Source organism: Burkholderia sp. BCC0506 (assembly GCF_902833145.1).
Taxonomy (GTDB): domain Bacteria; phylum Pseudomonadota; class Gammaproteobacteria; order Burkholderiales; family Burkholderiaceae; genus Burkholderia.
In genome coordinates, this window is sequence record NZ_CADFEN010000006.1 from 383,220 (window position 1) to 405,037 (window position 21,818).

At 67.7% G+C, this 21,818-nt stretch carries 23 protein-coding genes; 15 read left to right on the forward strand and 8 right to left on the reverse strand.

Features of this window, described 5'->3' with window-relative positions; genetic code table 11:
* The first annotated feature begins 166 nt into the window (after positions 1-166).
* A complete protein-coding gene (locus HWX62_RS16835; RefSeq protein ID WP_175928108.1) occupies positions 167-673 on the forward strand; it encodes a hypothetical protein in 507 nt (168 codons plus the stop codon).
* Positions 670-2,112: a coniferyl aldehyde dehydrogenase gene (locus tag HWX62_RS16840; RefSeq protein ID WP_175928109.1), complete on the forward strand. Its 1,443-nt coding sequence runs from the start codon at positions 670-672 to the stop codon at positions 2,110-2,112. Before HWX62_RS16835 ends, HWX62_RS16840 begins: the two co-directional genes overlap by 4 nt.
* Before the next feature lie 75 nt (positions 2,113-2,187).
* Here HWX62_RS16840 and HWX62_RS16845 read toward each other — a convergent pair whose 3' ends face one another.
* The 3 genes from HWX62_RS16845 to HWX62_RS16855 form a co-directional block, all read right to left on the reverse strand.
* The gene (locus HWX62_RS16845) at positions 2,188-3,210 is read right to left on the reverse strand and encodes a serine/threonine protein kinase (RefSeq protein ID WP_175928110.1); all 1,023 of its coding nucleotides are present in this window, start codon (positions 3,208-3,210) and stop codon (positions 2,188-2,190) included.
* A gap of 54 nt (positions 3,211-3,264) precedes the next feature.
* On the reverse strand, positions 3,265-3,477 hold the full coding sequence (locus HWX62_RS16850) for a hypothetical protein (protein ID WP_006477514.1): 213 nt from the start codon (positions 3,475-3,477) through the stop codon (positions 3,265-3,267).
* Positions 3,478-3,784: 307 nt separating this feature from the next.
* Complete coding sequence (locus HWX62_RS16855) at positions 3,785-4,087, reverse strand: hypothetical protein (protein WP_175928111.1); 303 nt, start codon at positions 4,085-4,087, stop codon at positions 3,785-3,787.
* 201 nt (positions 4,088-4,288) lie between these two features.
* Between HWX62_RS16855 and HWX62_RS16860 the strand changes: the two genes are divergently transcribed.
* Together HWX62_RS16860 and HWX62_RS16865 are read left to right on the forward strand one after the other, a co-directional pair.
* Positions 4,289-5,176: a DMT family transporter gene (locus tag HWX62_RS16860; protein WP_175928112.1), complete on the forward strand. Its 888-nt coding sequence runs from the start codon at positions 4,289-4,291 to the stop codon at positions 5,174-5,176.
* Between the two features lie 353 nt (positions 5,177-5,529).
* The gene (locus HWX62_RS16865; protein WP_006482800.1) at positions 5,530-5,715 is read left to right on the forward strand and encodes a hypothetical protein; all 186 of its coding nucleotides are present in this window, start codon (positions 5,530-5,532) and stop codon (positions 5,713-5,715) included.
* A gap of 109 nt (positions 5,716-5,824) precedes the next feature.
* Here the strand turns inward: HWX62_RS16865 and mgrA are convergent, their stop codons facing one another.
* Positions 5,825-6,868, reverse strand: a complete 1,044-nt coding sequence (mgrA, locus tag HWX62_RS16870; protein ID WP_175928113.1) for an L-glyceraldehyde 3-phosphate reductase — start codon at positions 6,866-6,868, stop codon at positions 5,825-5,827.
* 193 nt (positions 6,869-7,061) lie between these two features.
* Here mgrA and HWX62_RS16875 point away from each other — a divergent pair, with 193 nt between their 5' ends.
* Positions 7,062-7,268: a DUF3185 family protein gene (locus tag HWX62_RS16875; protein ID WP_175928114.1), complete on the forward strand. Its 207-nt coding sequence runs from the start codon at positions 7,062-7,064 to the stop codon at positions 7,266-7,268.
* A 140-nt stretch (positions 7,269-7,408) separates the two neighbouring features.
* Here the strand turns inward: HWX62_RS16875 and HWX62_RS16880 are convergent, their stop codons facing one another.
* Positions 7,409-8,182 carry a phytanoyl-CoA dioxygenase family protein gene (locus HWX62_RS16880; protein ID WP_175985183.1) on the reverse strand — a complete coding sequence of 258 codons (774 nt, stop codon included), beginning with the start codon at positions 8,180-8,182 and terminating at the stop codon, positions 7,409-7,411.
* A gap of 352 nt (positions 8,183-8,534) precedes the next feature.
* On the opposite strand from HWX62_RS16880, the gene HWX62_RS16885 reads away from it, so the two are divergent.
* The gene (locus HWX62_RS16885) at positions 8,535-8,876 is read left to right on the forward strand and encodes a hypothetical protein (RefSeq protein ID WP_175928116.1); all 342 of its coding nucleotides are present in this window, start codon (positions 8,535-8,537) and stop codon (positions 8,874-8,876) included.
* 111 nt (positions 8,877-8,987) lie between these two features.
* Here the strand turns inward: HWX62_RS16885 and metK are convergent, their stop codons facing one another.
* Positions 8,988-10,175 (reverse strand): methionine adenosyltransferase, encoded by a 1,188-nt coding sequence (gene metK, locus HWX62_RS16890; RefSeq protein WP_011546455.1) that lies wholly within the window; start codon positions 10,173-10,175, stop codon positions 8,988-8,990.
* Between the two features lie 265 nt (positions 10,176-10,440).
* Between metK and lpxL the strand changes: the two genes are divergently transcribed.
* From lpxL to hslU, 9 genes are all read left to right on the forward strand, one after another.
* Entirely contained in the window at positions 10,441-11,325 is an 885-nt protein-coding gene (gene lpxL / locus HWX62_RS16895) for a lauroyl acyltransferase LpxL (RefSeq protein WP_175928117.1), read from the forward strand.
* Between the two features lie 198 nt (positions 11,326-11,523).
* Positions 11,524-12,393 carry a diaminopimelate epimerase gene (gene dapF, locus HWX62_RS16900; protein WP_175928118.1) on the forward strand — a complete coding sequence of 290 codons (870 nt, stop codon included), beginning with the start codon at positions 11,524-11,526 and terminating at the stop codon, positions 12,391-12,393.
* Positions 12,394-12,430: 37 nt separating this feature from the next.
* Positions 12,431-13,156 (forward strand): DUF484 family protein, encoded by a 726-nt coding sequence (locus HWX62_RS16905; protein WP_124593521.1) that lies wholly within the window; start codon positions 12,431-12,433, stop codon positions 13,154-13,156.
* A 13-nt stretch (positions 13,157-13,169) separates the two neighbouring features.
* Positions 13,170-14,090, forward strand: a complete 921-nt coding sequence (xerC, locus tag HWX62_RS16910) for a tyrosine recombinase XerC (RefSeq protein ID WP_175928119.1) — start codon at positions 13,170-13,172, stop codon at positions 14,088-14,090.
* A 76-nt stretch (positions 14,091-14,166) separates the two neighbouring features.
* Positions 14,167-15,381, forward strand: a complete 1,215-nt coding sequence (locus tag HWX62_RS16915) for a class I SAM-dependent rRNA methyltransferase (RefSeq protein WP_175928120.1) — start codon at positions 14,167-14,169, stop codon at positions 15,379-15,381.
* Positions 15,382-15,478: 97 nt separating this feature from the next.
* Positions 15,479-16,654, forward strand: a complete 1,176-nt coding sequence (locus HWX62_RS16920) for a GTP-binding protein (protein WP_175928121.1) — start codon at positions 15,479-15,481, stop codon at positions 16,652-16,654.
* A gap of 496 nt (positions 16,655-17,150) precedes the next feature.
* The gene (gene dksA, locus HWX62_RS16925; RefSeq protein WP_006477498.1) at positions 17,151-17,567 is read left to right on the forward strand and encodes an RNA polymerase-binding protein DksA; all 417 of its coding nucleotides are present in this window, start codon (positions 17,151-17,153) and stop codon (positions 17,565-17,567) included.
* A 239-nt stretch (positions 17,568-17,806) separates the two neighbouring features.
* Positions 17,807-18,343, forward strand: a complete 537-nt coding sequence (gene hslV / locus HWX62_RS16930) for an ATP-dependent protease subunit HslV (RefSeq protein WP_124499911.1) — start codon at positions 17,807-17,809, stop codon at positions 18,341-18,343.
* Positions 18,344-18,353: 10 nt separating this feature from the next.
* Positions 18,354-19,697, forward strand: coding sequence for an ATP-dependent protease ATPase subunit HslU (gene hslU, locus HWX62_RS16935; protein ID WP_175928122.1), 1,344 nt, complete (start codon positions 18,354-18,356; stop codon positions 19,695-19,697).
* 67 nt (positions 19,698-19,764) lie between these two features.
* Here hslU and HWX62_RS16940 read toward each other — a convergent pair whose 3' ends face one another.
* Both HWX62_RS16940 and HWX62_RS16945 read right to left on the reverse strand, forming a co-directional pair.
* Entirely contained in the window at positions 19,765-20,307 is a 543-nt protein-coding gene (locus HWX62_RS16940) for a response regulator transcription factor (protein ID WP_006483687.1), read from the reverse strand.
* A 13-nt stretch (positions 20,308-20,320) separates the two neighbouring features.
* Positions 20,321-21,745, reverse strand: coding sequence for an ATP-binding protein (locus HWX62_RS16945; RefSeq protein WP_175928123.1), 1,425 nt, complete (start codon positions 21,743-21,745; stop codon positions 20,321-20,323).
* Positions 21,746-21,818: the final 73 nt, after the last annotated feature.

Genomic DNA, 21,818 nt, shown 5'->3' on the forward strand with positions numbered 1-21,818 from the left:
CTCTTGTGTTCGGGCATTGTAGGAATGGCCGTCCCGTGCGCGGCGCGCGGATTCAAGAGCGATTCCTCTAAACGCCCGCGTGAACTAAATTTAAGATGTATCGAGTCGCTTCGCGCGATGCACCGGCCACGAGAAGCCGCTTCGTCGCGAAACGGGAGGAATGACGATGCAGCGCCAGATTCTGCAGGCCGCGTGTCGACCGGGTGATCCGCAGGTCGCGCGCGCGGCCCGCATTTCATTTCAAACGGCGGCCCGCGCGACGATGCACGGCGCCATGCGTGCAATCGGTCGAAATCGAACGGCACGTGTCGTCGCCGACCGTTTGGACGGTGTGTCGCCACCGCCGCACGATGCGCGGCGACACGCCGTCGCGGACGCGTCGCGCAGCCCTGCTTCGGTGCATCGGCGCGCGCGCGCAAGACGGCCTCGCGTGCCCGCGCGTGACCGTATCGCGTCGTGCGCGCCGGCCGTGCGGCACGTTTTTCGGACGCGGACACCGTCGCGCGGATACGACGCCTGCCGCGCGCCGCAACCGGTTTTCGAGCATCCGTCGCATCCGGCCCCACGCCGCGCGACACGCATCACCCGATCCGCGTCGCCGCGCTCGCCGAGCGCGCGCGTGCGGCGTGACGGCCGGCCGATCGGCTTGGCCCAACTGGAGGAGACGACATGAAGAACGACCTGCCCGAACTGGCCCCGCAAGCACGGCCGTCGGTCGATGCGCTGACGTCGCTGCTGCACGACCAGCGCGCGGCGTACCTGCGTGCACCGTACCCGGCATGGGACACGCGTGCGCAGCACCTGCGCGCGCTGCGCACGATGCTGATCGACCACGCGGATGCGCTCGCCGACGCGATCAGCGCCGATTTCGGCCATCGCGCGAAGCAGGAAGTGCTGCTGTCGGAAATCTGGATGGCGAAGGAAGAGATCGACGACGCGCTGAAGCACGGCAAGCGCTGGATGAAGCCGATCCGCAAGCCGATGAACAAGTGGCTGCGCCCGGCGCGCGCGAAGGTGATGCCGCAGCCGCTCGGCGTGGTCGGCATCGTCGTGCCGTGGAACTACCCGGTGCTGCTCGCGGCGGGCCCGCTGATCTGCGCGCTCGCCGCCGGCAACCGCGCGATCGTCAAGATGTCCGAACTGACGCCGCGCACGTCGGCGCTGTTCGAGCAGCTCGTCGGCAAGACCTTCGCGCGCGACCACGTCGCGGTCGTGAACGGCGATGCGGAGGTCGGCGCCGCGTTCAGCGCGCTGCCGTTCGATCATCTGCTGTTTACCGGCTCCACGCAGGTCGGCCGCCACGTGATGCGCGCGGCCGCCGACCACCTCACGCCCGTCACGCTCGAGCTCGGCGGCAAATCGCCGGCGATCATCGGTCCGAATGCGCGCTTCGATGCGGCCGTCGACGCGATCGTCGCCGGCAAGACGCTGAACGCCGGCCAGACCTGCATCGCACCCGACTACGTGCTGCTGCCGCGCGGGATGGAAGGCGCGTTCATCGAGCGCGCGCGAGCCCGCTTCGCGAAGCTGTATCCCGACCTGTCGGCCAACGGCGACTACACGACGATCGTGTCGCCGCGTCACTACGCGCGCCTGCAGCAACTCGCGAGCGACGCGCAGGCGGCCGGCGCGCAGCTGCATCCGCTGTCCGACGCGCAATCCGATCCCGCGTCGCGCCGCTTCGTGCCGTGCGCGCTCACGCAGGTGCCGGGCGCGTCGCAACTGATGCAGGAAGAAATCTTCGGGCCGCTGCTGCCGCTCGTGCCGTACGAGCGGCTCGACGAAGCGATCGCCTACGTCAATGCGCGCCCGCGTCCGCTCGCGCTGTACCTGTTCGACGAGGATGGCGGCACGATCGACCGCGTGATGCGCGAAACGATCTCCGGCGGCGTCACGATCAACGAAACGCTGATGCATATCGCCTGCGGCAGTTTGCCGTTCGGCGGGGTCGGCGCGAGCGGCATGGGTGCGTATCACGGCTACGACGGCTTCGTGACGTTCTCGAAGATGAAGCCGGTCGTCACGCAGACGCGGCTGAACGGGCGCAACCTGCTCGCGCCGCCGTACGGCAAGCGCTTCGCCGCGCTGATCAAGCTGATGCTGAAGTTCTGAGCCGCACGGGCCGCGCGCACCGCGCCGCGGCCCCGGCCAACTTGCCGCGCGGCACGAAGCCCGCGCACGCGATCGTCACACGGGCCAGAGCGGCCCTTCCTGCATCGCGCCGATCTGCTCGCGCAATTCGAGCACGCGCGCTTCCCAGTAACGATGCGTGTTGAACCACGGGAAGGCGGCCGGAAACGCGGGGTCGTCCCAGCGCCGCGCGAGCCACGCCGCGTAGTGGATCAGCCGCAGCGTGCGCAGCGCTTCGACCAGGTGCAGCTCGCGCGGTTCGAATTCGCAGAAATCCTCGTAACCGGCGAGCAGGTCCGCCAGCGCGCGCGATGCGCCTTCGCGATCGCCCGGCAGCAGCAGCCACAGATCCTGCACGGCCGGCGCCATCCGGCTGTCGTCGAAGTCGACGAAATGCGGGCCGGCATCGGTCCACAGCACGTTGCTCGGATGACAGTCGCCGTGCGTGCGCAGCAGGCGAATCTCACCGGCGCGCTCGAATGCGGCCTCGACGCCTTCGAGCGCGAGCGCGACTGCCGTCTCGTATGCCGGCCTTACGTCATCCGGAATGAAATCGTGCGCGAGCAGGTAATCGCGCGGCTCGTAGCCGAACGTGGTGATGTCGAGCGCGGGACGCGCGACATACGGCTGCGTCGCGCCGACCGCATGAATGCGGCCGATGAAGCGGCCGAGCCATTCGAGCGTGTCGCTGCGGTCGAGATCGGGTGCGCGGCCGCCGCGCCGCTCGAAGATCGAGAAGCGGAAGCCGTCGAACGCGTGCAGCGTGCGGCCGTCGAAGGCGCGCGCGGGCACCGCCGGAATCTCGCGCGCGGCGAGTTCGGCGACGAACGCATGCTCTTCGAGAATCGCGTCGTCCGACCAGCGCGCCGGGCGATAGAACTTCGCGACGACCGGCGGGCCGTCTTCGATGCCGACCTGGTAGACGCGGTTTTCGTAGCTGTTGAGGGCGAGCAGGCGCCCGTCGGTGCGCAGGCCGGCCGGCATCAGCACGCTGTCGAGCGCGTCGAGCACGCACTCGGGCGTGAGGCCGGCGAACGGCGGGCTGGCGGGAGAAGCGGGAGCGGAAGTGGCGTCTGTCATGCCCCGCATTGTGCCGCCAGCCGGACCGAAAGACGAGCGTCCGGTGCGACGCGCTTAATGAAGCGCCGCGCCGGCCGGCAGGACCGATTCGCCGGTGTCGATCAGGTCCTCGAGAAAGAACGGCTCGGTGTTGAGTTCTTTCGACTCACCCGGCACGCCCGCGTACCAGGTCACCATGGCCATGTCGCCCAGGATGCGCTGGACGATGCCGCGCGCGCCCTTCGGCACCGCGATATGGGTAGTGCAGACGATCGACCCGATATGCATGATGGTTCCCCACTCTTGAATCCTGAAACCCGGCCCGCTGGCGAGCCGGCAAATGCACGATCCGCGCCGCTCTCGGCGGAGCGTTGCGCGTGACCCCATTGTTCACGGTTTATCGAAGCGCGAAAAGAAGAAGAAGCGGGCGAAGTGCCGCGAATTCGTCGAATGTCTCCAATCAACCACTGCGCCGGGCACGCACTTGCCCGCCCGGTTACCCCCATCATACCCTGTCGAATGTGACTGCCCACCGAAACCGTCCGGCGCCGCCGCGCATGCGCGATCGACGCAATGCGCGTAGCGCTTCGCTTCGTCAGCAGGGGATCATCGAAAGGCGTCGCACGGACGGCAGGCTCGCGTCACATCGCACGCGCCGCATGCCGACCGCTTTTCGCCGTTCGTCGAATGCTTGCGCGCGCAGCGGCGTCGCGCTGCGTCGCCGTAACATATCGCCCGCGATGCGCAGCCGCCGACGGTGGTTGCGTTCGATGGCTGCCTTGCGGTACCTTAGGCTTTCATTCGCGTTCAACCGCATTCCGACACGATGCACCCGCTCACGTTCGCCCTTGCCCCATCCCGGCCGCAGTTCGACTCGCGGCCGCAGGCGTGCGCGCATCCGTCGGTCCTGCCTCCTCCTGTCGCACCGCCGCTCGGCCGCGCTGCGCCGCCCCCTCCGGCGGCACGCGCCGGCTGACTCGCCGGCTTCCGTTTTCGTCTTCCATTCGCCCCGCCGGCTGCACGTGCGCACGTCATGACGCACGGCGCGTTGCCGCGCGCGCGGATGGAACGTTTCGATCCGTTCGACAGGTGGATTCACATGGTTTCGTTCAAACGCGCGCTTGCCGCGCATGGCGCGACGTCGCTCTTCGTGCTGCTGTGGAGCAGCGGCGCGATCTTCGCTGAACTCGGTCTGCGTCACGCCTCCGCGTTCGCTTTCCTCTCTGCCCGTTTCGCGCTCGCATCGCTCGTGCTGCTCGCGCTGGCCTTCATGCGCAAACGCTGGCTGCCGCCGCGCGGCGAGCGGCGCATGGCCGCGCTGACCGGATTGCTGATGATGGGCGGCTATTCGATCTTCTACCTGCTCGCGCTCGAGCGCGGCATCGCGCCCGGCGTGCTCGCGACCATCCTCGGCGTGCAGCCGATCCTCACGCTCGCGATCGTCGAGCGTCGCTGGCAACCGGTGCGCATCGCGGGGCTCGCGCTGTCGCTCACCGGCCTCGCGCTCGTCGTGGGCCGCGGCGTGAGCGGTGGGACGAGCGGCCTGTCGGCCGCCGGCATCGCATGCGCGCTCACGGCGCTCGTCGCGCTGACCGTCGGCTCGCTGCTGCAAAAGCGCGTACGCGCGGCGCCCGGCGACGTGCTGCCGCTGCAGAATGCGATCGGCCTCGCGCTGTGCATCGCGATCGTGCCGTTCCGGCCGGTGTCGTTCGACATGAGCTGGGCGTTCGTCGTGCCGCTGCTCTGGCTCGGCATCGTGATTTCGGTGATCGCGCAATTGCTGTTCTACCGGTTGATGCAGCGCGGCGATCTCGTCAACGTGACGAGCCTGTTCTATCTCGTGCCCGTCGTCACCACGCTGATGGATGCCGTGTGGCTCGGCAACCGGCCCGAGCCGCTCGCGCTCGCCGGCATGGGCGCCATCGTCGCCGGACTCGCGCTCGTGTTCCGTGCCCCGGCCGCACGCCCGCAACCCGACCGCGCGTGAGCGCGCAGGCCGCCGCGCCCACTCGTGCGGCGGCCTGCATCGGACACGTACGGCGATTCCGCGACAATCGAAAGGAACGGGAAAGATACGTGCAAGGCGTTCGTCTTGGTTGCACGAAAAACGCGCGATTCCCGCGGCTTTCCGCTGATTTTTAATGGTTCGGATAGCGAAAAACGCCGCCGGTTGCCTATACTCGAATTGACCGGCCTGCCCGTATCGGGCCGGACCAACTAGAAACACCCGGCATGGGGCCGGGGTGAGCGCACGCGTGCCGATTTCGGCCGACCTCCCGCAGGGACGGAGCCCCCAGGCAAGCGTTGAAGCGCCCGCTTCGGCCGACACTGGAGACACGCATGACGACCTATTTCACGATCGGCGACTTCATCCTGTTGATTCCGATGGCGCTGGCCGGAGCGCTATTTCTCGGCGCGGTGCCGTGCGCCACCCAGTTCCGTCACAACCTGCTGCGCGTCCTCGGCGTCATTCTCGGCGTCGGCGTCGCGGTATTGCTCGTCGAAGGCCTGCCGGCGCTGATCTAGCGCCACACCACCGGCGCGTGACGCGCATCGCTGCACCGCAGCGATGCAACGAACTGCCTGCGCACGGCGGTACGGGATGCGATGTTTCGCATCCCATATCGACTTCCGGTCAGATCGCCTGATCGGTGGACGGCTTTTCCCACAGGTTGATGCCGCCTTCGGTTGCGTAACGATCGATCTCCGCGAGTTCCTCCGCCGAGAATTCGAGGTTCTTCAGCGCGCCGACGTTCTCGCGCACCTGCTCCGCGCGGCTCGCGCCGATCAGCGCGGACGTCACGCGGCCGTTGCGCAGCACCCACGCGAGCGCCATCTGCGCGAGGCTCTGCCCGCGCCGCTCGGCGATCGCGTTGAGCTTGCGCACATGCTCGAGGTTGTCCGCGCTCAGGTGCTCCTGCTTCAGCGAGCCGCCGCCCGGCTTGTTCACGCGCGCGTCGGCCGGCACGCCGTTCAGGTACTTCGACGTGAGCAAGCCCTGCGCGAGCGGCGTGAACGCGATGCTGCCCGCGCCGACGTCGTCGAGCGTGCCGAGCAGCTCATTTTCGATCCAGCGGTTCAGCATGTTGTATGACGGCTGATGAATCAGCAGCGGGACCTTGTACTGCGCGAGCAGTTCGGCCATCTCGTGCGTCTTCGCGGCCGAGTACGACGAGATGCCGATGTACAGCGCCTTGCCCTGCTGCACGGCCGATGCGAGCGCGCCGGCGGTTTCCTCGAGCGGCGTATGCGCATCGAAACGGTGCGAATAGAAGATGTCGACGTAATCGAGCCCCATGCGCTGCAGGCTCTGGTCGAGGCTCGCGAGCACGTACTTGCGCGAGCCGCCGCCGCTGCCGTACGGGCCCGGCCACATGTCCCAGCCGGCCTTCGTCGAGATCAGCAGCTCGTCGCGATACGGCCGGAAATCCTCCTTCAGCAGCCGGCCGAAGTTGGTTTCGGCGCTGCCGTACGGCGGCCCGTAGTTGTTCGCGAGATCGAAGTGGTTGATGCCGAGGTCGAACGCGGTGCGCAGGATCTCGCGCTGCGTCGAGATCGGCGTCGAATCGCCGAAGTTGTGCCACAGGCCGAGCGACAGGGCGGGCAGTTTGAGCCCGGATTTGCCGCAGGTGCGGTATTGCATGCCGGCATAACGTTCGGAAGCTGCTTCGTAGGCCATGAGTCTGTTCCGTCAGGACATCGTGGGAAGGGACGCGCGCCGGCCGCGCCGATGGCGCGACGGCGGCGAAGGAGTCATACGACGACTATGGTAGCGAAAGCGGCCGGATCGCGCACGACGGCGCGGCGATGGACGCGACCGCGGCGCTCGCCTACACTGCGGCGTCTCGAATCACCGTTTCAGCGAGGTTGGTATGTCCCGGGTCATCTCGGTTGCACTGCTCGTCGGCGGCGTCGTGCTGCTGTATTTCGGCGGCCAGTCGTTCCATTCGATCAACGACAACGTGTCGCGCTTCTTCACCGGCTCGCCCGCGACCAAGACGATCCTGCTGATCGCCGGCGGCGCCGTCGCGTCGTTCATCGGCCTGATCGGCCTCGCGATGCCGGGCAGCAAGCGCTGATCGCGCCGCATCGCGCGGCTCGCATCGCGCGCGCGGGCCATGCCAAACGAAACGGGCGGCCAGGCCGCCCGTTGCTTCATCGGCTCGCGATGCGCGGCATCGCGTGATCGCGGCGGCTTCGCCGGCCGCGCGACCGGCGCCTAGAACTGCACTTCCGGCTTCGACGCCGAACGCGTGCCGGGCACCGGCCGGTTGCTCGCGCCGTGGTACGTATACACGAGCGAGAACTTCACTTGGTCGGAACGGTTCTGCCCGGCCGAATGCAACGTGTTGCAGTGGAAGAACACGACGTCGCCCGTCTGCAGCGGCGGACAGGTCGCCGCATCGATCATCCTGCGGTTTTCCGGCAGATCGCTGCGGAAGAACTTCGCGTCGTCGAACGCCTCCGGCCCGAATTCGGCCGTATGCGAACCCGGTACCAGCCACAGCGCGCCGTTCTCGTCGGTTTCCGGCCCGAGCGCGAGCCACACCGACACCATGTCCGAACGCTCGAACGCCCAGTAGCGGAAATCGCGATGCCAGCCGGTCAGGCTGCCGTACGCCGGGTGCTTCGTCATCATGCAGTTGTGATGCGCACGCGACAGCACGGGCTCCTCGCCGAAATACGCGCGCATCCACGCGCCGATCTCGGGCGCGATCGCACGCTCGGCAAACGCCGGATCGCGCGAATACGCATCGAGCAGCCGCCGCACCGTATGCCCGCCCGGCGCATGCTTGGATTCGGGCGCGCCCGGGTAACGCAGGTCGGCCTCGAACTCGATCGGCTCGGCGGCCTCCTGCAGCTGGCGCTGCGCGATCTGCCTGAGCGCCGCGCACTGCGCTTCGTCGACGAGGCCGCGCGCGACGACGAAGCCGCGCTCGCGCAATTCCGCGACTTGCGCGCGGATCGATTCCGACTGCAATGGAGACGACATGGGATGCCAGACGTTTATTGTGTGAATGTGACGATTGTAAATCGGCGCCGGATAGCGCGAACAGCGCCATTGTCGCGCGCAGGGGCATGCCAATCGCGAATTTGACCCAGCTCAAGGGAACTGTGCGGCGCGGCACCTGCCTCAGCGACAGGCGGTATGCGGCACGCGCCTTGCGGCACAAGGGTTTATCGCGACTTTTGCCCGTCATGAATCCCCTGTAGCCTGACGCGGCCTGTCAATTCTGGCGGGCGCGGCGCGCAACGGGTTTCGGTAAGATCCGTTGTGCCATCCGAGGCCGTTCATACCAGTGCGCTCTTCAGGGCGCCACTCATACAAGCGAAGCATCGTTCACATGCCATTCCGTCTGACTTCCCGTTTCAACCGCGCTGCGAAGCGCGTCATGCCGTCCGCTCCTGCCCGCTCGCTGCGCCATCACCGCGCCCGCACGCAGGCGCTGGCCGAGCGTACGCCCGCGCACAGCCGGCTGGACGGCATCCGTGCGTGGTTCCACGCGTTTTTCTCGATGATGAGCGCGCAGGCGTTCACCCGCCGCGCCGGCCTGCGCTCGCTGCTGCAGAAGCCGTCGTCGCTGCGCGCGCTCGCGCTGCGCCGCACGCTCGGCCCGCAGCGCCGCGTCAACCGCCCGCGCCGCCTCGCGGCGAGCAACGGCTGGTTCGGGTTCGGCGCACGCTGAGCGGCTACCCGGCGGGCACGGCCCGCACCGATCGCCGTCGTTGCGCCGGCGATCGACATCCAATAAAAAACCCCGGCCAGGCCGGGGTTTTTCGTTTCAGGCGAACGACGCTTACGCGACGCGTGCCGTCGGCTCCACGCCGGCCGCTTCGGCCAGCGCGAGCGCCTTGTCGGTCGCTTCCCACGAGAATTCCGGCTCTTCGCGGCCGAAGTGGCCGTAAGCCGCGGTCTTCTCGTAGATCGGGCGCAGCAGGTCGAGCATCTTGATGATGCCCTTCGGACGCAGGTCGAAATGCTCGCGCACGAGCTTCGTGATCACCGCATCCGACACGCGGCCCGTACCGAACGTGTTGACCATCACCGAGGTCGGCTCGGCCACGCCGATCGCGTACGACACCTGGATCAGCGCGCGCGACGCGAGGCCGGCGGCGACGATGTTCTTCGCGACGTAGCGGCCGGCATACGCTGCCGAACGGTCGACCTTCGACGGATCCTTGCCCGAGAACGCGCCGCCGCCGTGCGGTGCGGCGCCGCCGTACGTATCGACGATGATCTTGCGGCCGGTCAGGCCGCAATCGCCCTGCGGGCCGCCGATCACGAACCGGCCGGTCGGGTTCACGAGGAACTTGATGTCGCCCTTGATCAGCTCGGCCGGCAGCGTCGGCTTGATGATTTCCTCGATCACCGCTTCGCGCAGCGCGGGCAGCTCGATGTCCGGTGCGTGCTGCGTCGACAGCACGACGGTGTCGATCGAGTCGGGCTTGCCGTCGACGTAGCGGACGGTGACCTGCGACTTCGCGTCCGGACGCAGCCATTGCAGGCGGCCGTCGCGGCGCAGGCTGGCCTGGCGCTCGACGAGGCGGTGCGACAGGTAGATCGGCAGCGGCATCAGTTCCGGCGTTTCGTCGCACGCATAGCCGAACATCAGGCCCTGGTCGCCCGCGCCCTGATCGAGGTTGTCGTCGTGTGCACGATCGACGCCCTGCGCGATGTCCGGCGACTGCTTGTCGTACGCGACGAGCACCGCGCAACCCTTGTAGTCGATGCCGTAGTCGGTGTTGTCGTAGCCGATGCGCTTGATCGTGTCGCGCGCGATCTGGATGTAATCGATGTTGGCCGTCGTGGTGATTTCACCGGCCAGCACGACGAGACCCGTGTTGCACAGCGTTTCCGCCGCAACGCGGGAGTATTTGTCCTGCTCGAGGATGGCGTCGAGAATCGCGTCCGAGATTTGGTCCGCGACCTTGTCCGGATGGCCTTCGGAGACGGATTCGGACGTGAAGAGATAATCGTTTGCCACTTTTTCAGGCTCCTGTGTGGTTACGGTTGGTTTCACGTAGCCAGCTTCGTTGGGCCTGAAGCGGCGACGCTTTAGCGGATTACCAGGACCGGGCAGCGCGTGTCGCGCCAACCGGCTTCGCCCCGCAAGTTGTCAGTTAACTCGGCGAAGCCCGTATTATAGCGGCTTTCCTGAATTGTCACAGAGCGCCGCCCGTGCTGCATCTTCCGCTGTCTCACCTTCCTGTTCGCAACGTGCCGGCCAGCCGGCCCCACGGAGATTCCGCATGCTAGGCCGCCTCGGCACGCACCTCGCCATCGGCTTGCTGAAGCTGCTCGCCCTGCTGCCGTACGGTCTGACCGCACGGTTCGGCGATGGCCTCGGCTGGCTGCTGTATCAGATCCCCAGCCGGCGAAAGCGCATCGTACATACGAATCTGAAACTCTGCTTCCCCGACTGGAGCGACGCGCGGCGCGAGGAAGTGGCGGGCCGGCATTTCCGTCATGCGATCCGCAGCTACGTCGAGCGCAGCGTGCAGTGGTTCGGCTCGGAGAAAAAGCTCGCGAAGCTGATCCAGGTCGACAGTGCGGTCGACCTCGACGATCCGGACCTGCCGCCGACGCTGTTCCTCGGCCTGCACTTCGTCGGCATCGAGGCCGGTTCGATCTGGCTGAACCGTTCGCTGCACCGCCGCTGCGGCTCGCTTTACCAGCCGTTCTCGAACGCGGTGCTCGAGGAAGAGGCGAAGAAGGCGCGCGGGCGCTTCGACGCCGAGATGGTCGGCCGCGCGGACAGCGCGCGCGTCGTGCTGCGCTGGCTGCGCGACCGCAAGCCGGTGATGCTCGGCGCCGACATGGACTACGGGCTGCGCAACTCGACGTTCGTGCCGTTCTTCGGCGTGCCGGCCTGCACGCTGACGGCCGTCGGCCGGCTCGCGAAGACGGGCCGCGCGCAGGTCGTGCCGTTCATCGGCGAGGTGCTGCCGAATTACAAGGGCTACCGTCTGAAGGTATTCAAGCCGTGGGATCACTACCCGACCGGCGACGACGATCTCGACGCACGGCGGATGAACGAATTCCTCGAGGAGCAGATTCCGCTGATGCCCGAGCAGTACTACTGGGTGCACAAGCGCTTCAAGACGCGCCCGCCCGGCGAGCCGAGCCTGTACTGACCCGGCCGCGCGACGTTCGCGGGCGCGCCGTCAGGTGCGCGCCTGCGCTCTCGCCACTCCGCACCCGCGCAGGACGCCCCTGTCGGCTGCATGTATCATTTGCGGTTGAGATCAGCACGACGAACGACACCGCCCGGCATGGCCGCCGGCCGTCCGTATCGTGCCGACCGCCTTGTTCGCCATGGAATTCCGGACCCAGTGAAACTCTCGTTCACCAAGATGCACGGCGCGGGCAACGACTTCGTCGTGCTCGACGGCTACTCGCGCGCGCTGCCGCCGCTCACCGAAGCGCAGGTGCGCGCGCTCGCCAACCGCCACTTCGGCATCGGCGCCGACCAGCTGCTGCTGGTCGAGAAACCGACCGTCGACGGCGCCGATTTCAAGTACCGGATCTTCAATTGCGACGGCGGCGAGGTCGAACACTGCGGCAACGGCGCACGCTGCTTCGTGAAGTTCGTCAACGACCGTGGCCTGACCGACAAGCGCAGCGTGCGCGTGCAGGTGATGAAGGGCCTGATCACGCTGACGATGCAGGACAACGGCGAAGTCGTCGTCGACATGGGCGCGCCCGTGTTCGCGCCGGCGCAGGTGCCGTTCGATGCTGCGGGCCTCGACGGCCGCACCGAAGGCCACGACACGCTGTGGCCGCTCGACGTCGGCGGCGCGACGCGCTGGATCTCGACGGTGTCGATGGGCAATCCGCACGCGGTGCAGGTCGTCGACGACGTCGACGCGTATCCGGTGCTGGAAGAAGGCCCGCTGATCGAGCGCCATGCACGCTTCCCGCAGCGCGTGAACGCCGGCTTCATGCAGATCGTGTCGCGCCGCGAAGTGAAGCTGCGCGTGTACGAACGCGGCGCGGGCGAGACGCTCGCGTGCGGCACCGGCGCGTGCGCGGCGGTCGCGGCCGGCATCCGGCGCGGCCTGCTCGATTCGCCCGTGACCGTGCACACGCACGGCGGCACGCTGACGATCGGCTGGGACGGCGCGCGCGACGAAGCCGCCGCGCTGATGATGGCCGGCCCCGCCGCGACCGTGTTCGAAGGCGAGATCGACCTGAACGCCTGATCCTGCCACGTCCCCGATAACTGAACGCACCAGCCACATGAACGATCGCGAAGTCGCCGACTACCTGCTCGCCAATCCCGAATTCTTCGCGCAGCACGCCGAGCTGCTCGCGACGATCCGTCTCGCGAACCCGCACGGCAAGGCCGCGATCTCGCTGCAGGAGCGGCAGATGGAGATGCTGCGCGACAAGAACAAGCATCTCGAACGCCGGCTCGCGGAGCTCGTGCGCTACGGCCACGAGAACGACAGCCTGTCCGCGAAGTTCAGCCGCTGGACCGCACGCGTGATCGCGGAACGCGATCCGTACGCGCTGCCGCGCACGATCGCCGACGGCATCGCCGACGTGTTCGACGTGCCGCAGACGGCGCTGCGCGTGTGGGACGTCGCCGACACCTACGCGCAGGCCGACTTCGCGCGCCAGGTCGGCGAGGAAGTGCGCCTGTTCACGAACGGGCTGTCGACGCCGTACTGCGGCGCGAACACCGGCTTCGAGGCCGCCCAGTGGCTCGCGCCCGCGCTCGCCGCCCCGGCCGCGAGCGCGGCGGAAGGCGCCGAGGCCGCGCCGGCCGGCGACGGCGCGGCCGCATCGGTCGCGCTGCTCGCGCTGCGCGCGCCGCTCGCCGGCAACGATGCGCCCGCGTTCGGCCTGCTGGTGCTCGGTTCGCCCGATCCGCGCCGCTTCCACGACGGGATGGCCACCGACTTCCTCGCGCAGATCGCGACGCTCGCGAGCGCCGCGCTCACGCGCCTGTTGCCGCACTGATCCGCCGCACGCGATGACCGACGATCCGATCGCCGCCTACCTGTCGAACCTGAAACACGTCAGGCAGTTGTCGGAACACACGCTGCGCGCGTACACGCACGAACTCGACGAACTGAAGAAGCTCGCGGCCGGCCGCCCGCTCGAAACGCTGAGCGCCGCCGACATGCGCGGCGCGGTCGCGCGCGCGCATGCGGGCGGACTGTCCGCGCGCTCGATCTCGCATCGGCTCTCCGCGTGGCGCGCGTTCTACCGCTGGCTCGCGCAACGCGTCGAGATGCCCGCGAACCCGGTCGCCGCGGTGCGCGCGCCGAAGCGCCCGAAAACCCTGCCGAAGGCGCTGTCGGTCGACGACGCGTCCGCATTGATGGACGCGCCGCTCGCCGGCACGACCGAAGGCATCCGCGATCACGCGATCCTCGAGCTGTTCTATTCGTCGGGGCTGCGCCTCGCGGAGCTGATCGGGCTCGACGTCCGGTACACGCAGGCCGACGGCTACCGCTCGGCCGGCTGGCTCGATCTCGCCGAAGCCGAAGTCACCGTGCGCGGCAAGGGCAACAAGGAGCGCAAGGTGCCGGTCGGCCGCAAGGCGATCGACGCGCTGAACGCGTGGCTCGCGGTGCGCGCCGAATTCGTGAAGCACGATCCGCATCCGCTGTTCGTGTCGGTGCGCGGCAACCGGATGTCGCCGGGCGTCGTGCGCGAGCGCGTGAAGCGCGCGGCGCTCGCCGCCGGCATCCCCGCCAACGTCCACCCGCACGTGCTGCGCCACTCGTTCGCGACGCACGTGCTGCAGTCGAGCGGCGACCTGCGCGCGGTGCAGGAACTGCTCGGCCACGCGAGCGTCGCCGCGACGCAGGTCTATACGTCGCTCGACTTCCAGCATCTCGCGAAGATTTACGACAGCGCGCATCCGCGCGCGAAGAAGCGCGACTGACGCGCATCCCGTGTTACCCGCCACGCGCGGCGGCCGGCCCCGGCCGGCGTCGCGCCCGGCCCCTTTCGATCTCATCATGCAAACCGTCACCCTCAAGCCGTCCAAGGAAAAATCGCTGCTGCGCCGCCATCCGTGGATCTACGCCAATGCGATCGACCGCGTCGACGGCAAGCCCGCGCCCGGCGCGACGGTGATCGTGCGCGCGCACGACGGCCGTTTCCTCGCGCGCGGCGCGTACAGCCCGCAGTCCCAGATCCGCGTGCGGGTATGGAGCTTCGACGAGCACGAGCCGATCGATCACGCGTTCTTCAAGCGCCGCGTGCAGCGCGCGGTCGCGCACCGCACGACGATGGTGTCCGGCACGGGCGCGGTGCGGCTCGTGTTCGGCGAAGCCGACGGGCTGCCGGGGCTGATCGTCGACTACTACATTGCCGACACGGCCGAACCGGGCGCCGCGCCGCGCGGCCAGCTCGTCTGCCAGTTCATGGCCGCGGGCGTCGAAGCGTGGAAGGACGCGATCGTCGCGGCGCTCACCGGCGCGACCGGCTGCCCGAACGTGTACGAGCGCTCGGACGTGTCGATCCGCGACAAGGAAGGGCTCGAACAGACGACCGGCGTGCTGGCCGGCGACGCGCCGCCCGCGACGCTGATCGCGAACGAAAACGGCGTGCGCTATCACGTCGACGTGCCGAACGGCCACAAGACGGGCTTCTACGTCGACCAGCGCGACAACCGCGCGCTCGTCGCGCAGTACGCGGCCGAGCGCGACGTGCTGAACTGCTTCTGCTATACGGGCGGCTTCTCGCTCGCGGCGCTCAAGGGCGGCGCGAAACGCGTCGTGTCGATCGACTCGTCGGGCGACGCGCTCGCGCTCGCGCAGCAGAACGTCGTCGCCAACGGCTTCGACGCGGCGCGCGCGACCTGGCTCGACGCCGATGCGTTCAAGACGCTGCGCCGCCTCGTCGACGACGGCGAGCGTTTCGACCTGATCGTGCTCGATCCGCCGAAGTTCGCGCCGACCCGCGACAGCGTCGATCGCGCGGCGCGCGCGTACAAGGACATCAACCTGAGCGGCTTCAGGCTGCTGCGTCCGGGCGGCCTGCTGTTCACGTACTCGTGCTCGGGCGCGATCGACATGGACCTGTTCCAGAAGATCGTCGCGGGCGCGGCCGCCGACGCGAAGGTCGACGCGCGCATCCTGAAGCGGCTCGGCGCGGGCGTCGATCATCCGCTGCTCGCCGCGTTCCCGGAAGGCGAATATCTGAAGGGCCTGCTGTTGCAAATCGTCTGATCGCCCCGATCTTGGCGGACACCCCTGTCCGCCGGCCCCGCCTGTCGGGCCCGCGCTTTCGCCTGTCGTCCGGACGACGGGCGGGGGCTTGACAGGTATGTTTCAATGGATGGTTGTGCGCCCCGGCTCGCAGCGCGAGGGCGCGACGCACATCCTGGTTTTGACCCCGATTCACGAACCACAGGCGACCGACATGGCCACTCCCGTCACCATCCTCACCGGCTTCCTCGGCAGCGGCAAGACGACGCTGCTCAAGCGCATCCTGAACGAACAGCACGGCATGAAGATCGCCGTGATCGAGAACGAGTTCGGCGAAGAGAACATCGACAACGAGATCCTCGTGCAGGACACGAACGAGCAGATCATCCAGATGAGCAACGGCTGCATCTGCTGCACGATCCGCGGCGACCTCGCCCGCGCGCTCGGCGATCTGGCCGCGAAGAAGCGCGAAGGCAAGCTCGATTTCGACCGCATCGTGATCGAGACGACCGGCCTCGCGAACCCGGGCCCCGTCGCACAAACGTTCTTCATCGACAGCGAGATCGCCGACGATTTCCTGCTCGACGCGGTCATCACGCTGGTCGACGCGAAGCACGCGAACGCGCAGCTCGACGAACACGAAGTGGTGCAGCGCCAGGTCGGTTTCGCCGACCGCCTGTTCATCACGAAGTCGGACCTCGTCGACGACCAGACCGTCGCCGGCCTCAAGCACCGCCTGATGCACATGAACCCGAAGGCCGCGATCAAGGTCGTGAATTTCGGCGAAGCGGACATCAAGGAAATCTTCGACCTGCGCGGCTTCAACCTGAATGCGAAGCTCGAGATCGACCCCGATTTCCTCGCCGAGGACGATCACGCGCATCACCACCACGATCACGACCATGATCACGATCACGCGAATTGCGACCACGATCACGGCCAATGCGCGCACGATCACGACCACGGCCACCACCATCACCACCACGCGCACCACGACGACAAGATCAAGTCGTTCGTGTACCGCAACGACCGCCCGTTCGACCCGAACAAGCTGGAAGACTTCCTCGGCGGCATCCTGCAGATCTACGGCGAGCGGATGCTGCGCTACAAGGGCGTGCTGTACATGAAGGGCGTCGACCGCAAGGTCGTGTTCCAGGGCGTGCACCAGATGATGGGCAGCGACCTCGCGGCGAAGTGGCTGCCGGTCGAGAAGAAGACCAACAAGATGGTGTTCATCGGCGTCGACCTGCCGCAGGACCTGATCACCGACGGCCTCGACGCCTGCCTCGCCTGACGCACGCGGGGCGGCTGGCCGCCCTTGCTGCCCGGCCGCCTGCGCGGGCGGCTGCGGCGGCCGCGCGGCGCCTTTTCCGGGCAGGGTTTCGCCGTCATCGCTTTTTCGCGATTTGCGCGTTATATTTTCTAGATATTGGCGCAGCCGGCGGGGATCGACCCGATACGGCGCCCGCTTGCGATTCAGTTACAATACGTGCCCGCTGGAGTACGGCAACAAACAGGCCCGGTTCTTGCTGAACCAGTTTTCCGGGCATCGCAACCGCGCCGGATCGCCAATCCGCCTCCCGGCCGCGGCCGATGCGATGTGCCGCGCAGCACACCGGTTCGCAGCGCGCGCAGATCCGCGCCAGGCCTATCCTGGTATTTGAGAACCGGTTTTCCAGAGGCTTTCGGCCCCGCGGCGGCAAATCGCAAATGATTGCAAGCGCGGTTGCGGGTAATCCCAAAGTGCAGGCAATATCTGTTGATTTGCCGCACATTGAAGAAGCAAGCAGATGACGAAGAAACTCTTGACCGAAGCCGAAATCCTGAAGATGAGCGACAAGGATTACATGAATGAGGATCAGCTCGCCTTCTTCAAAAATCGGCTCGAACAGTTGCAGGCGGACATCCTCAAGAATGCAGGCCAGACGACCGAGAACCTGCGCGAGACGGTGATCGTCCCCGATCCCGCCGACCGCGCGACGATCGAGGAAGAGCACGCGCTCGAGCTGCGTACGCGCGATCGCGAACGCAAGCTCCTCAAGAAGGTTCAGCAGTCGCTCGCCCGCATCGATTCCGGCGATTACGGCTGGTGTGAGGAAACCGGCGAGCCGATCGGCATTCCGCGCCTGCTCGCGCGTCCGACCGCCACGCTGTCGCTCGAGGCGCAGGAGCGCCGCGAGCTGCGCCAGAAGCTGTTCGGCGACTGATCGAGCGGCATTCCGCTCGAATACACGCTGCTTCCCGAAAGCGCGCGGCCTGCCGCGCGCTTTTTGTTTTTCCGGCACCGGTTTCCGGCCGCCGGCCGATTTGCCGCCCCCTCTTGATATCCCGGCGCCCGCCCTAAAATGAAACGGACGCGCGCCGGGCCGCTCCCCGGCGCACTGCGGATTCACGCGGCGGCGCGTCGCGTCGCCCGACTCTTCCCCGTTTTTCTCAAGGAACGCAGATGGAGCAATTTCACGGCACGACCATCGTTTCGGTCCGGCGCGGCGACAAGGTCGCACTCGGCGGCGACGGCCAGGTAACCCTCGGCAACATCGTCATGAAGGGTGGCGCGCGGAAAGTGCGGCGGATCTACAACAACCAGGTTCTGGTCGGATTCGCGGGCGGCACCGCCGATGCGTTCTCGCTGCTCGACCGCTTCGAGGCGAAGCTCGAGAAGCACCAGGGCAACCTGACCCGCGCGGCCGTCGAGCTCGCGAAGGACTGGCGCACCGACCGGATGCTGCGCCGCCTCGAAGCGATGCTGATCACGGCCGATGCGACCACCACGCTCGTCATCACCGGCAACGGCGACGTGCTCGACCCGGAAGGCGGCATCTGCGCGATCGGCTCGGGCGGTGCCTACGCGCAGGCAGCCGCCCGCGCGCTCGCGGAGAACACCGCGCTGTCCCCGCGCGAGATCGTCGAAAAATCGCTCGAGATCGCCGGCGACATGTGCATCTACACGAACCACAACCGCATCATCGAAACGATCGAGTAAGGACCGCACCATGAGCACCATGACCCCTGCCGAGATCGTCTCGGAACTCGACAAGCACATCATCGGCCAGGCGAAGGCGAAGAAGGCCGTCGCCGTCGCGCTGCGCAACCGCTGGCGCCGTCAGCAGGTCGCCGAGCCGCTGCGCCAGGAAATCACGCCGAAGAACATCCTGATGATCGGGCCGACGGGCGTCGGCAAGACCGAAATCGCGCGCCGCCTCGCGAAGCTCGCCGATGCGCCGTTCATCAAGATCGAAGCGACCAAGTTCACCGAAGTCGGCTACGTCGGCCGCGACGTCGACAGCATCGTGCGCGACCTGATCGAGATCTCGGTCAAGCAGACGCGCGAAGCCGAAATGCGCAAGGTGCGCAGCAAGGCGACCGACCAGGCGGAAGACCGCATCCTCGACATCCTGCTGCCGCAACCGCGCGCGGTCGGCTTCGGCGGCAATGCCGAGCACGCGAACGACGACAACAACGCGACGCGCCAGACCTTCCGCAAGCGCCTGCGCGAAGGCCAGCTCGACGACAAGGAAGTCGAGCTCGACCTCGAGCAGCCGTCGGTCGGCATGGACATCATGGCGCCGCCCGGAATGGAAGAGATGACCGAGCAGATCCGCTCGATGTTCTCGAACCTCGGCGGCGGCAAGAAGCAGCGCCGCAAGGTCAAGATCAAGGAAGCGCTGAAGCTCCTGACCGACGAGGAAGCGGCGAAGATGCTCAACGAAGAGGAAGTGAAGACGAAGGCCGTGCAGAACGTCGAGCAGAACGGCATCGTGTTCCTCGACGAGATCGACAAGATCACGTCGCGCAACAACGAAGGCAGCGGCGGCGAAGTGTCGCGCCAGGGCGTGCAGCGCGACCTGCTGCCGCTCGTCGAAGGCACGACGGTCAACACGAAATACGGGATGGTGAAGACCGATCACATCCTGTTCATCGCGAGCGGTGCGTTCCACCTCGCGAAGCCGAGCGACCTGATTCCCGAGCTGCAGGGGCGCTTCCCGATCCGCGTCGAGCTCGATTCGCTGTCGGTCGAAGACTTCGAGGCGATCCTCGATGCGACCGACGCGAGCCTCGTCAAGCAGTACCAGGCGCTGCTCGCGACCGAAGACGTGCAGCTCGAATTCGCCGCGGACGGCATCCGGCGCCTCGCCGAGATCGCGTTCGCGGTCAACGAGAAAACCGAGAACATCGGCGCGCGCCGGCTGTACACGGTGATCGAGAAACTGCTCGAGGAAGTATCGTTCTCGGCCGGCAACCACGCCGGCGAGCGCGTGACGATCGACGCGCAGTATGTCGACCGCGCACTCGGCGAAGTGTCGCAGGACGAGGATCTGTCGCGCTACGTGCTGTAACGCGCGCGGTGCTCGACGAGAAACGGGCGGCCCCTGCGGGGGCCGCCCGTTTTCGTTGGCGCGCCGCTTACTGCCGCACCGGCTTCTTCGCGAGCTTGCGCTGCAGCGTGCGGCGGTGCATGTTCAGCGCACGCGCGGTGGCCGAGATGTTGTTGTTGTTCTCGGCCAGCACGCGCTGGATGTGCTCCCATTCGAGCCGGTCCACCGACAGCACGACCGGATTCTCGAGCGCCTCTTCTGCCTGCACCTCGGTCGCGTTGGTCTGCAGCGCGGCCAGGATCGACTCGACGTTCGCCGGCTTCGCGAGGTAGTTGTCGGCGCCTTCCTTCACGGCCTGCACGGCGGTCGCGATGCTCGCGTAGCCGGTCAGCACCAGGATCCGCGCATCGGGCTGCAGGTCGCACAGCGGCGCGATCAGGCTCAGCCCCGAATCCTCGCCGAGATGCAGGTCGACGGTGATGAACTGGAACTTGCCGCCCGCGGCGAGCCGCAGCGCCGCCTCCTTGTCGTGCGCCTGCTGGACCGCGTAACCGCGGCGCTCGAGGCCGCGCGCGAGCGTGCCCGCGAACACCTCGTTGTCGTCGATCACCAGGAAATTGTTCTCGCTCATGGGGTTTCTCCGTCTACGTGTTGGTTGAGGCCGCGGGCATCGCGACGCGCACGACCGGCAGGCGCAGCACGGCGCGCGTGCCGCGCCCGGCCGCCGTGCCGGCCGGGCGGCTGTCCGGCGTGCCGGCTGGCCGGTCGGCTGCACGCGCATGCGGTCCCGCGCGCTGTTCCGCTCCGGCCGCCGCGTGGCCATTTGCCGCACCGCCGGCCCGCCCGTTGCCGCCCGCCGCGCGCGGCGTGACATCGGACAATTCGATCTCGCCGCCGAGCCGCGCGGCTGCACTGAACGCGAGATACAGGCCGACGCCGTGCCCGCCCTGCGTGCTGTCGACCGGCATCGCGCCGAGCGATTCGCGCAGCGCGGCCGGAATGCCGGGCCCGTCGTCGCATACCTCGAATGCGATTTCGTCGGCCGCGCGGTCGTGCGCGACCTTCGCGGCGAGCGTCACGCGCTGCGGGCTCGCGCGCGCGGCGTTGTCGAGCAGGATCGTCAGGATCTGGCCGGCCGCGACCGTGTCGTCGAGCGCGACGCCGGCCGGGCGCGCGCCGAGCAGCTCGAATTGCACGTGCGGATGCCGCAGCCGCCAGTGCTCGACGAACGTGTCGAGCCAGTCGTCCACCGGCTGGCGGCTCGCCGGCGCGCTCGCGCGGCTGCGCAGGCGCGCGAGCGCCGACGTGCAGAGCGTCATCTGTTCCTCGAGCACCTTCAGGTCGGCCTCGTAGCGCGCGAGCCCCGGATCGGCGCGCGCCGCGTCGCGCAGCTCCTCGGCGAGCATCGCGATCGTCGACAGCGGCGTGCCCATTTCATGCGCGACGGTGGCGGCCTGCACGCCGAGCGCGACGGCCCGCTCGTCGCGCAGCAGGTGCTGCTGCGCCTCGCCGAGCGCCGCGTCGCGCTGGCGCAGCGCGTTCGACATGCGCGCGACGAACCACGCGATCAGCCCGACGCTCACCATGAAGTTCGCCCACATGCCGGTACGGTAGTAATCGAACAGGTTCGCCGGGTTGTCCATGTTGAGCGGCACCGAATCGAAACCGAGCGCCGCGTAGCAGGCGACCGCGAACGCCGCGAGCCAGATCATCAGGTGCCACGGCAGCACGGCCGCCGCGATCGCGAGCGACGGCAGGTACAGCGACACGAACGGGTTGGTCGTGCCGCCCGACAGGAACAGCAGCGCGGACAGCGCGCCGAGGTCGACCCACAGCTGGCCGAGCAACTCGAAATTGGTCTCGGGCCGCGCGCGCAGCACGCGCACCCACGTCAGCGCGTTGAAAACGATTTCGAGCGCGATGACCATCAGCATCGCCGGCAGCGGCAGATGCACGCCGAAATAGGTCTGCACGACGCCGATCGTCACGAGCTGGCCGATGATCGCGAGATTGCGGAGCCAGAACAGGTGACTGAGGTTGACGCGCCCGGTGGTGGTGATTCGTTGCATCCGGGCAGTTTACCCGTTTCGCGGGCGGCGCCTCCAGCGGGGCCGGATCGGGAAGGACGCGTGGGCGGTCGGA

Excerpts from the sequence above, each read along its gene's own strand:
- HWX62_RS16855 (WP_175928111.1), bottom strand. The coding sequence starts at position 4,087 with ATGCGCGCACGCCTGCGGCCGCGAGTCGAACTGCGGCCGGGATGGGGC.
- HWX62_RS16840 (WP_175928109.1), top strand. The coding sequence starts at position 670 with ATGAAGAACGACCTGCCCGAACTGGCCCCGCAAGCACGGCCGTCGGTC.
- HWX62_RS16940 (WP_006483687.1), bottom strand. The coding sequence starts at position 20,307 with ATGAGCGAGAACAATTTCCTGGTGATCGACGACAACGAGGTGTTCGCG.
- mgrA (WP_175928113.1), bottom strand. The coding sequence starts at position 6,868 with ATGGCCTACGAAGCAGCTTCCGAACGTTATGCCGGCATGCAATACCGC.
- HWX62_RS16920 (WP_175928121.1), top strand. The coding sequence starts at position 15,479 with ATGTTTCAATGGATGGTTGTGCGCCCCGGCTCGCAGCGCGAGGGCGCG.
- hslV (WP_124499911.1), top strand. The coding sequence starts at position 17,807 with ATGGAGCAATTTCACGGCACGACCATCGTTTCGGTCCGGCGCGGCGAC.
- HWX62_RS16845 (WP_175928110.1), bottom strand. The coding sequence starts at position 3,210 with ATGACAGACGCCACTTCCGCTCCCGCTTCTCCCGCCAGCCCGCCGTTC.
- HWX62_RS16880 (WP_175985183.1), bottom strand. The coding sequence starts at position 8,182 with ATGTCGTCTCCATTGCAGTCGGAATCGATCCGCGCGCAAGTCGCGGAA.
- HWX62_RS16885 (WP_175928116.1), top strand. The coding sequence starts at position 8,535 with ATGCCATTCCGTCTGACTTCCCGTTTCAACCGCGCTGCGAAGCGCGTC.
- HWX62_RS16945 (WP_175928123.1), bottom strand. The coding sequence starts at position 21,745 with ATGCAACGAATCACCACCACCGGGCGCGTCAACCTCAGTCACCTGTTC.
- HWX62_RS16860 (WP_175928112.1), top strand. The coding sequence starts at position 4,289 with ATGGTTTCGTTCAAACGCGCGCTTGCCGCGCATGGCGCGACGTCGCTC.
- HWX62_RS16905 (WP_124593521.1), top strand. The coding sequence starts at position 12,431 with ATGAACGATCGCGAAGTCGCCGACTACCTGCTCGCCAATCCCGAATTC.
- xerC (WP_175928119.1), top strand. The coding sequence starts at position 13,170 with ATGACCGACGATCCGATCGCCGCCTACCTGTCGAACCTGAAACACGTC.
- HWX62_RS16875 (WP_175928114.1), top strand. The coding sequence starts at position 7,062 with ATGTCCCGGGTCATCTCGGTTGCACTGCTCGTCGGCGGCGTCGTGCTG.
- HWX62_RS16915 (WP_175928120.1), top strand. The coding sequence starts at position 14,167 with ATGCAAACCGTCACCCTCAAGCCGTCCAAGGAAAAATCGCTGCTGCGC.
- HWX62_RS16865 (WP_006482800.1), top strand. The coding sequence starts at position 5,530 with ATGACGACCTATTTCACGATCGGCGACTTCATCCTGTTGATTCCGATG.
- HWX62_RS16835 (WP_175928108.1), top strand. The coding sequence starts at position 167 with ATGCAGCGCCAGATTCTGCAGGCCGCGTGTCGACCGGGTGATCCGCAG.
- lpxL (WP_175928117.1), top strand. The coding sequence starts at position 10,441 with ATGCTAGGCCGCCTCGGCACGCACCTCGCCATCGGCTTGCTGAAGCTG.
- dksA (WP_006477498.1), top strand. The coding sequence starts at position 17,151 with ATGACGAAGAAACTCTTGACCGAAGCCGAAATCCTGAAGATGAGCGAC.
- hslU (WP_175928122.1), top strand. The coding sequence starts at position 18,354 with ATGAGCACCATGACCCCTGCCGAGATCGTCTCGGAACTCGACAAGCAC.
- HWX62_RS16850 (WP_006477514.1), bottom strand. The coding sequence starts at position 3,477 with ATGCATATCGGGTCGATCGTCTGCACTACCCATATCGCGGTGCCGAAG.